The organism is Escherichia sp. 20412-1 (assembly GCF_003027595.1).
Classification (GTDB): Bacteria; Pseudomonadota; Gammaproteobacteria; order Enterobacterales; family Enterobacteriaceae; genus Escherichia; species Escherichia marmotae.
This window is the reverse complement of the sequence record NZ_PYQM01000073.1, coordinates 1-7,920: the sequence shown is the minus strand read 5'-3', so window position 1 is coordinate 7,920 and position 7,920 is coordinate 1. Positions and strand designations below refer to the sequence as shown.

Genomic DNA, 7,920 nt, shown 5'->3' with positions numbered 1-7,920 from the left:
CGCTCGCGCGTCTTATCAGGCCTACAGATTCTTGCACCATTCGTAGGCCGGATAAGGCGTTCTCGCCGCATCCGGCAATGGTGACAAATGCCTGATGCGACGCTCGCGCGTCTTATCAGGCCTACAGATTCTTGCACCATTCGTAGGCCGGATAAGGCATTCACGCCGCATCCGGCAATGGTGACAAATGCCTGATGCGACGCTCGCGCGTCTTATCAGGCCTACAGATTCTTGCACCATTCGTAGGCCGGATAAGGCGTTCTCGCCGCATCCGGCATAAACATGTAAGTCAAACGCCGTAACGTTCGCACCAGCCAAGAATGGCTTTCTCGAAGCAGGCGAATGGTGGATGCACAATGCCCGCGCCAATCATACCGACGCCTGCATCTTTATGAGCGATGGCGGTGTTGATCACCGGCAGAATGCCGCTGCTACCCACACGGGTGATGTCGATAGCCGATGGCACGCCCATAAAACCCAGCAGCGGAATGGTGACGTTAGGGTTTTCACCGAGGGTGATTTCACGCATCTGACGGGAGAAATCTATAGCCTCTTCCACCGTGCCGCCCACCAGCGCGACGATTGCAGGTGCGGTCGCCATAGCAAATCCACCAATGCCATAAGTTTCGGTAATAGCACTGTCTCCAATATCCAGCCCCGAATCTTCCGGCTTATAACCGGCAAACATCGGCCCGATGACCTGCTGCGCCGGGCCGGTAAACCATTGCCCCGGTAATCCGCTGACCCGCAGGCCGAACTCGACGCCGTTACGCGCCATCGTGGTCACTACGGTGCTGTATTCAATGCCGTGCGCCGCATCCATCGCCGCTTTACACATTGCCATCCACGTCGGGCCGGAGAAATAATCGCTGCTGGCGACAAACTCAAACACTTCGCGCTGTTGTTCGACGGAATAGCCTGCCTGAATAATCCCCGGCGTCAGCGCCTGAATCAGCAGAGTCGTCCCGGCGTTATTGCGGTTATGACACTCATCGCCCATATGCAGCGCTTGCGCCAGCATTAAGCGCAGATCGATCTCACCGATAATTTTCATCGCGTCGCGCAGCATTGGCCCCTGCACATCGCGCATCCAGTTGAGGCGGTCAATCACGCTCTGGTCGTTAGCGCCCATACGCAAAATCTTCGCCATCTGCTCGCTCATGTTGGTGTAAGCGATGTTGCCGTAGGTTTTGTTTTTCACGATGTGCATAAACATCGAGGCAGAGGTAACGCCCGCCATCGATCCCACACAGTCGTGTTCGTGGCACGGCGAGAAAGTGATCTCCCCGGAAGCCGCCAGTTCAGCCGCCTCATCGAGATCTTTCGCCAGCCCTTCAAACACCAGCGCCCCGGTGACCGCACCTTTCATCGCGCCGCACATTTTTTCCCAGGTAACCGGCGGCCCGGCGTGAAGAATGGTTTTCGCCGTCATGCCCGGCACCACGTTAATCGCCTGATCAAAACCAATCAGTACCGGATGCGACTGGGTAATGCGCTCCAGCGCCTGCTGGTTAGCGGCAGCGATTTTGTCCGCCAGCGGCGAATCAGCAATGTTGTCCAGCGCCTGTACCACCTGCATATTGCCCTGTCCCGGCGGCGTCCAGTCGAGCTGGGTCACTTCTACATGCTGCTTTTTTAGATCATCGCTAAACATGGCGATGCCGACGTTAATAACGTTCAACGGTTGGCTAAACAGTGACTGGCTCATCAGGCTTCCTCCCCTTTGCAGATAAATTCACGCGCCAGCAATCCGGTATTGGTGCTGCTACTGGCCAGAATTACCCCGGCATCAAGCAGCATCTGGCTTTGTTGTGCTAACGATGGCGTATCAAGATCGGTGCCCAGTACATAGGCGAGAATGATCAACTCACGGCCTTCGGCTGCGGCGATCGCTTTCGCTTCTTTGATCGCATCGAGGGTGGAGCCGACCGGATCTTCATGCGATCCAAATCCGAGCACGAAATCCATCACGATCACCGCCACTCCTGGATCGCGCGCTTCTTCGATCAAGCGGCTGATACGGTTGGTCGGGTCAATCATCGGGTGCGGCTTGCCGTTGGTGAAGTCGTCATCGCCAAAGTCGAGGAAGGTGTGTTTGATGCTGCGGTTGATATCTTGCAGGCGGAATTCCGGATCGGGCTGGATGTTGCTATAAACATCGCCATGTTTTTCCATCACCGCGAACATGGTTTCGTCACACAGCGTGCCGCCGCAGAACAGTCCACGAATGTATTTCTGTTGTGGTTGCAGACGCGCACGGACATCAGCAATCAACGGCTGGTTCAGGGTATGCAGGTCGAGATGTTCTTGTTTCACGCCGGAGAGCATTACCGCTTTCAGCGCCGCCTCTTTGCTGCCGCGGGCAAACTGTAGCCCCTGCTCATCCACTGGTGTTTCACCACGACCGAGGAAGCAAACCACCACCGGCTTGCGGCAGGCGCGCGCACGTTCCAGCACTTTGCGAGCCACCGCAGGCGCAGGCGGTTTGGAGATCAGCGCGATGATTTCAGTTTGCGGATCGTTTTCCAGCATTCCGATGGCATCGAGCATCATCAGACCGCCAATTTTCTCGCTCAGGTCGCGCCCACCGGTGCCGATCAGTTGCGAAACGCCGCCACCAAATTCATGGATACGGACGCTCAGTTCCTGGCTGCCGGTGCCGGATGCACCAACAATACCGATGTTGCCGCGACGCACGGCGTTACCAAAACAGAGCGCCGCGCCGTTGATAATCGCCGTGCCGCAGTCCGGCCCCATCATCAACAGCCCTTTTTCGTGAGCGAGTTGCTTGAGCGCCAGTTCATCTTCAACTGAGACGTTATCGGAGAACAGCATCACGTTGAGGTCGTTTTGCAGCGCCTGACGCGCTTCGCGCGCGGCAAACAGGCCATTGACAGAAATCACTGCCAGGTTACTTTCCGGGATATGCTTTTTGGCGCTGGCAAGGGTGGCGTAACGCGCCTCATGCGAGCCGCTTTGCGCTTTGCTGTTGAACAGTTCTTCAATCTCCGCCAGCAACTGCTCGTTGTCTGCGTCTGGTTTGCCGTTGATGACAATCATCAGGTCGCCGTTTTTGGCCTGTTCCAGCTCCGGCGTCAGCAGCCCTAAATTTTTCAACACGCCTTTGTTCATTTCGGTCGCCATCGCCACAAATGCCTGCTCGACGCCGTCGAGTTTATTTGCGCGCGTGGAGATGGACATCAGCGAGACAGAATCAAAATAGGTATTCGGTTTAATGACTATTTTAACTGACATAATTCCCTCCGTAGGTTTGGCTCAGCGCACAACCATCGGCCATGCCATACAGCATGTCGCAGCCGGAACTGGAGCCAATATGTTTAATCTTTTCTATTGCCTGAGTTGAGTTCCCAGGGACGCCATAAATAATGTCGTAAATAAAATAATGAATATTTTCCCGACAACGTTGTTGCAATGCCGCTTCTAACGTTATGGCACTTAATAACGTAGTGTTATTTCTGCCGCATTGCAGGCCGCGATAAAATTCCCCTTTGTATTTTTCTGCCGGATGTCCGGAAATAAATAAAACAAGCGCCAGACCTGTTAAATAATCATCGGCTGAAGGTGTCAGACCAATCCCTAACCCCATCATGTTAGCGACCGCTGATGCGATATTTTGTTTATCGCTTAATGCCTGAATTACACGACGTCTTTTAATCTGTAATTCTTTATTTAACGCCTGATAAAACGGATTATCACCGCAATAATTAAACAGGGTTTCATTTTCCCCCAGATGCTGATGAATAATGTCGTGCCACTGTTGCCAGGCGATAAAGTGGAAATTCTCAGTGGTCAATTGCAGTACTGGAGACAGCCAACGCTGGCAACAACGCTTATCTATATGAATATGTTGACCAACCGTAATCCCGTGATCGTCAAACTGAACCTTATCGCCATGACGGAACAGACCATCAAAGTGAGTGAGTGCCAACCGACAACTGTTTGGCGCATTGTCGTACTCTTCACAAAGTAGCGTCAGCAACTGTTGGTGAGCCGGGAGTGCAATGTTTATCGCTCTGGCAAAGACCTGTTCAACCTGACCTTCTCCCCGCTGCGCCAGAAAATCCGCATCCGCAGTTAGCGCCCACACACACCGTCTTTCTGGTGTGTCGATAGCAAACCTCCCGGTTTATGCGCCTGCGGCAATCAGCAACTGCGCAATCTCTTCAAAACCGCGTTCCCGCGCCAGTTCCAGCGGTGTTTTGCCATATTTATCAGTCAGATGCGGGCTGGCACCGTGTTCCAGTAATAACTGGACAATCGCCTGTTGTTTAATCCCGCCATCATTAAGCACAATCGCTTCCAGTAGCGGCGTCCAGCCAACATGATTGGTCTGGTTGACGTTAATATCCGTATGCGTCAAAAGCTCTTTCACAATACTTAAATGGCCTTTTTCACAGGCTGGCGTCAGGCCGACACCGCCAAAACGGGTGACGCAATTAAGATCGGGTTTAGCCGGTAAAATAATTCGTAGTAGCGTTAAATCATCGTTCAGGCAACTCATTAAAAAAGGATTTAAGCAGGTATGATCTTGTTTGTTAATATCTGCACCGGCATCAATTAACGCCTGCACACATGCATATTGCTGATATAAACTTGCCAGCGTAATTGCCGTTTTCCCCTGGCGATCGCAGGTATTAATATCGACACCCAGCGCAAGGCAGGTTTTTAATTTATCGATATCACCTTGTAGGGCAGCCAATAAATAGTCGGCAGGTAGATTTTTTATACTCATTCACATTCCCCTGGTTTTTGTGGCTGTTTTCGATGAATTGAGAATAGCAACGAAACTCAACCAAAAGAACCTGCTTAAATTTAATTCGCTGTATTCCGTCTTTTTGTTGAATGATGCTCAACAATCTTTTAGCAGTGTGCGCCAGTGCAATATTTATCTTTTTCTCCCCATACCCTTTCACTCAATCAGGTTTTATTTCTCTATAGTCTGCATATGTATTAACAGCTTCCGTCCACGTCTAACCAGAGGAGAACAAGATGAACGGACTCACTGCAACGGGTATTACCGTCGGTATTTGTGCAGGGCTTTGGCAGTTAGTGTCTTCACATGTCGGGCTTTCTCAAGGATGGGATTTATTAGGAACAACAGGCTTCGTCGCCTTTTGCAGTTTTTATGCCGCAGGCGGCGGTAAATCGGGGTTTATCAAGAGTCTGGCAGTCAATTATTCCGGGATGGTGTGGGCATTTTTCGCTGCACTGGCTTCCGGCTGGCTGGCCTCTGTGAGTGGGCTTTCCGGATTCTGGGCAAGCGTGATTACCACCATTCCCTTCTCGGCGGTGGTGGTCTGGCAAGGGCGTTTCTGGTTACTGTCATTCATTCCCGGTGGATTTCTTGGCATGACGCTGTTTTTTGCCAGCGGGATGAACTGGACAGTAACGCTACTGGGTTTTCTGGCGGGTAATTGCGTGGGGATAATTTCAGAATATAGCGGACAAAAATTAAGCGAAGCGACAACCAAAAGCGGCGGGTGTTAAAAGTTATTCAAAAATGATTATCTATCTTTAATAGATACCTCTACAGTCATGGCTGGAGAAATTCATATTAGAAAATGGCGGGAATGGTTTAATGAACTCAATTTTTACCGAAGAAAATCTGCTGGCGTTTACTACCGCTGCACGTTTTGGCAGCTTCAGTAAAGCCGCAGAAGAGTTGGGTTTAACGACTTCCGCCATTAGCTACACCATCAAGCGAATGGAAACGGGGTTAGATGTGGTGCTGTTTACCCGCAACACCCGCAGCATTGAGCTAACGGAATCCGGGCGCTATTTTTTCCGCAAGGCCACCGACCTGCTGAATGATTTTCACGCTATTAAACGCAGTATCGATACTATTTCGCAAGGCATAGAAGCGCGGGTACGCATTTGTATTAATCAGCTACTTTATACACCCAAACACACCGCACGCTTATTGCAGGTACTGAAAAAGCAATTTCCCACCTGCCAGATTACCGTCACCACCGAAGTGTATAACGGTGTCTGGGACGCGATTATCAATAACCAGGCGAATATCGCCATTGGCGCGCCCGATACGCTACTGGACGGTGGCGGTATTGATTACACCGAGATTGGTGCGATTCGCTGGGCCTTTGCCATCGCCCCGGCTCATCCGTTAGCCTTCATGCCGGAGCCAATCGCTGAAAGTCAGTTACGTCTCTATCCCAATATCATGGTGGAAGACACCGCACATACGATTAATAAAAAAGTGGGCTGGTTGCTACACGGTCAGGAATCGATTCTGGTGCCAGATTTCAACACCAAATGTCAGTGCCAGATTCTGGGCGAAGGGATTGGTTTTTTGCCGGATTACATGGTTCGCGAAGCGATGGCGCAATCACTGCTGGTTACCCGCCAAATTCATAACCCGCGCCAGGATTCGCGCATGTTACTGGCAACCCAGCACTCCGCAACGGGTCAGGTGACGCAGTGGATTAAAAAACAATTTGCGCCAAATGGCATATTAACAAGGATCTATCAGGATTTACTGCATCGGGAGAATTAATACCCGGCACTCTCCCGATGCACTCTGAACTGCGGCTTATATCAACCACCCGCTTTCATTACCCATTCAGAGATAAATTTATCACCCGGTACTGGCGGGGAGAACAAATAGCCCTGCAAAAAGTGAACGCCTTTGCCGATCATTAAATCCGCCTGCTCCTGAGTTTCAACCCCTTCCGCCACAATATTAAGACCAGGCTTACGTGCCAGTTCGACAATATTATCCACAATATGGCCGGAGATTTCGTCCACACTGGCCATTTGCACAAACGACTTATCGATCTTAATAAAATCGACCGGGAACGCCTGCAAGTAACGATAGGTCGCATAACCAGTACCAAAATCGTCCAGAGCAAATGTGATGTTATGGCGATGCAGGCTGTCAAAAATCGCTCTGGCTTCTGGCGTTACCGGAATTGGGTTACGTTCCGTCAACTCGAGAACCAGTTTGATTTTATCGTTGCCTAATTTCTTAACCAGGTTCAGACACTCCTTTTCAAACCCGGATGCCAGGAAACAACCCGCGGACACGTTAATACCAATATGGAAATTATCCGGCAGCAAATGTTTTACTGGTGCCAGAATATCCGCGGTTTGTTTCATCAACTGACGGGTCATTATCACAATCAAGCCGGATGATTCCGCCAGAGGAATAAACTGATCCGGAGGAATAATTCCCGTTTGCGGATGCTCCCAGCGAACCAGCACTTCACAGCCAGTCAGTACCCCTGTCTGTGCGCAGAAAACAGGTTGGATCCACGGTTTGAATTCATGGTTTTCCAGCGCCAGACTGATTGCCTCAGGTGTGACAATATGGTGACAACGGTTGTCAGGAATATAAAAATTATTTTTATTTCCTGCCCCCGTCGTAACCTGCGGATGATATTGGAAAAAGATATCTCGCCAGAAGGTAATATCGCTCTGGATGCCTAATTTCTCATACAGTTGCTTCTTTTGATGTGAAATTGTCTTTGCACTACGATTTCTGTACTGTGAGATTTCTGTAACCGACATCCCCTCCATTAGCAGCTTGAGTAAAAGCCGTTCTTTTTCGGACACAATACCAGGCAACGTCAAATTAACCGTTGCCCCGAACTCTTCCAAAAAAACACTCAAATCATGCGAAGCCATTGAACACACCTTGATTAAATCTTGTGCGCCAGCTAAATCTGCTTGTCTTCTCTCGGGCAGTAAAAGCTGACTGCAAGAAAATGATACAGAGAGCCGAATTATCTCCCATTCGGCTCTCTCTCCTTTTACTCATGTAGTGGCACACTAAATTTGGCCACCTGAACAGAGGTGATATGCTCACCTCAGAACAACACAGGTGCTCCAATGAAAAAAAGAAATTTCAGCGCAGAGTTTAAACGCGAATCCGCTCAACTGGTT

The 7,920-nt window shown here is 50.4% G+C and carries 7 protein-coding genes; 2 read left to right on the top strand and 5 right to left on the bottom strand.

Translation table 11 applies throughout. The features are described 5' to 3' along the window. Nucleotides 1–289: 289 nt before the first annotated feature. From C7B16_RS23350 to C7B16_RS23335, 4 genes are read right to left on the bottom strand one after another with little or no spacing between them, the layout of a single operon-like run. Complete coding sequence (locus C7B16_RS23350; protein WP_000083466.1) at nt 290–1,708, bottom strand: DUF1116 domain-containing protein; 1,419 nt, start codon at nt 1,706–1,708, stop codon at nt 290–292. After that, a complete protein-coding gene (gene fdrA, locus C7B16_RS23345) occupies nt 1,708–3,255 on the bottom strand; it encodes an acyl-CoA synthetase FdrA (RefSeq protein WP_107180232.1) in 1,548 nt (515 codons plus the stop codon). Before fdrA ends, C7B16_RS23350 begins: the two co-directional genes overlap by 1 nt. Further along, entirely contained in the window at nt 3,245–4,108 is an 864-nt protein-coding gene (locus C7B16_RS23340; RefSeq protein ID WP_107180231.1) for a DUF2877 domain-containing protein, read from the bottom strand. Before C7B16_RS23340 ends, fdrA begins: the two co-directional genes overlap by 11 nt. A gap of 39 nt (nt 4,109–4,147) precedes the next feature. Next, nucleotides 4,148–4,753 (bottom strand): ankyrin repeat domain-containing protein, encoded by a 606-nt coding sequence (locus C7B16_RS23335; protein WP_000023625.1) that lies wholly within the window; start codon nt 4,751–4,753, stop codon nt 4,148–4,150. Between the two features lie 257 nt (nt 4,754–5,010). Here C7B16_RS23335 and C7B16_RS23325 point away from each other — a divergent pair, with 257 nt between their 5' ends. Beyond that, a complete protein-coding gene (locus C7B16_RS23325) occupies nt 5,011–5,508 on the top strand; it encodes a DUF1097 domain-containing protein (protein ID WP_001515819.1) in 498 nt (165 codons plus the stop codon). A gap of 91 nt (nt 5,509–5,599) precedes the next feature. Then, nucleotides 5,600–6,532 carry a LysR substrate-binding domain-containing protein gene (locus C7B16_RS23320; protein ID WP_001084382.1) on the top strand — a complete coding sequence of 311 codons (933 nt, stop codon included), beginning with the start codon at nt 5,600–5,602 and terminating at the stop codon, nt 6,530–6,532. A gap of 41 nt (nt 6,533–6,573) precedes the next feature. On the opposite strand, the gene C7B16_RS23315 is transcribed toward C7B16_RS23320, so the two are convergent. Then, nucleotides 6,574–7,662 carry an EAL domain-containing protein gene (locus C7B16_RS23315; protein WP_105268179.1) on the bottom strand — a complete coding sequence of 363 codons (1,089 nt, stop codon included), beginning with the start codon at nt 7,660–7,662 and terminating at the stop codon, nt 6,574–6,576. Nucleotides 7,663–7,920: the final 258 nt, after the last annotated feature.

Coding starts and splice junctions, on each gene's coding strand:
- C7B16_RS23325 (WP_001515819.1), top strand. CDS start 5,011: ATGAACGGACTCACTGCAACGGGTATTACCGTCGGTATTTGTGCAGGG.
- C7B16_RS23335 (WP_000023625.1), bottom strand. CDS start 4,753: ATGAGTATAAAAAATCTACCTGCCGACTATTTATTGGCTGCCCTACAA.
- C7B16_RS23315 (WP_105268179.1), bottom strand. CDS start 7,662: ATGGCTTCGCATGATTTGAGTGTTTTTTTGGAAGAGTTCGGGGCAACG.
- C7B16_RS23320 (WP_001084382.1), top strand. CDS start 5,600: ATGAACTCAATTTTTACCGAAGAAAATCTGCTGGCGTTTACTACCGCT.
- fdrA (WP_107180232.1), bottom strand. CDS start 3,255: ATGTCAGTTAAAATAGTCATTAAACCGAATACCTATTTTGATTCTGTC.
- C7B16_RS23350 (WP_000083466.1), bottom strand. CDS start 1,708: ATGAGCCAGTCACTGTTTAGCCAACCGTTGAACGTTATTAACGTCGGC.